This window comes from Cobetia sp. 5-11-6-3, assembly GCF_013374055.1.
GTDB lineage: Bacteria > Pseudomonadota > Gammaproteobacteria > Pseudomonadales > Halomonadaceae > Cobetia > Cobetia marina.
Genome location: NZ_BLWJ01000032.1, coordinates 1 through 281, shown reverse-complemented (window position 1 = coordinate 281; position 281 = coordinate 1). Strand labels below are relative to the sequence as shown.

The following is a 281-nucleotide window of genomic DNA, read 5'->3' as shown; positions in this document are numbered from 1 at the left end:
TGGAACTGCTTGGCTAGAGTGCAGGAGAGGAAGGTAGAATTCCCGGTGTAGCGGTGAAATGCGTAGAGATCGGGAGGAATACCAGTGGCGAAGGCGGCCTTCTGGACTGACACTGACACTGAGGTGCGAAAGCGTGGGTATCAAACAGGATTAGATACCCTGGTAGTCCACGCCGTAAACGATGTCAACTAGCCGTTGGGTCCCTTGAGGACTTAGTGGCGCAGCTAACGCAATAAGTTGACCGCCTGGGGAGTACGGCCGCAAGGTTAAAACTCAAATGA

1 rRNA gene is annotated in these 281 nt (G+C 53.4%); it reads left to right on the top strand.

The window, feature by feature from the left end:
- Positions 1 to 281: ribosomal RNA gene (locus HXS66_RS17285) — 16S ribosomal RNA — on the top strand; the annotation flags it as partial.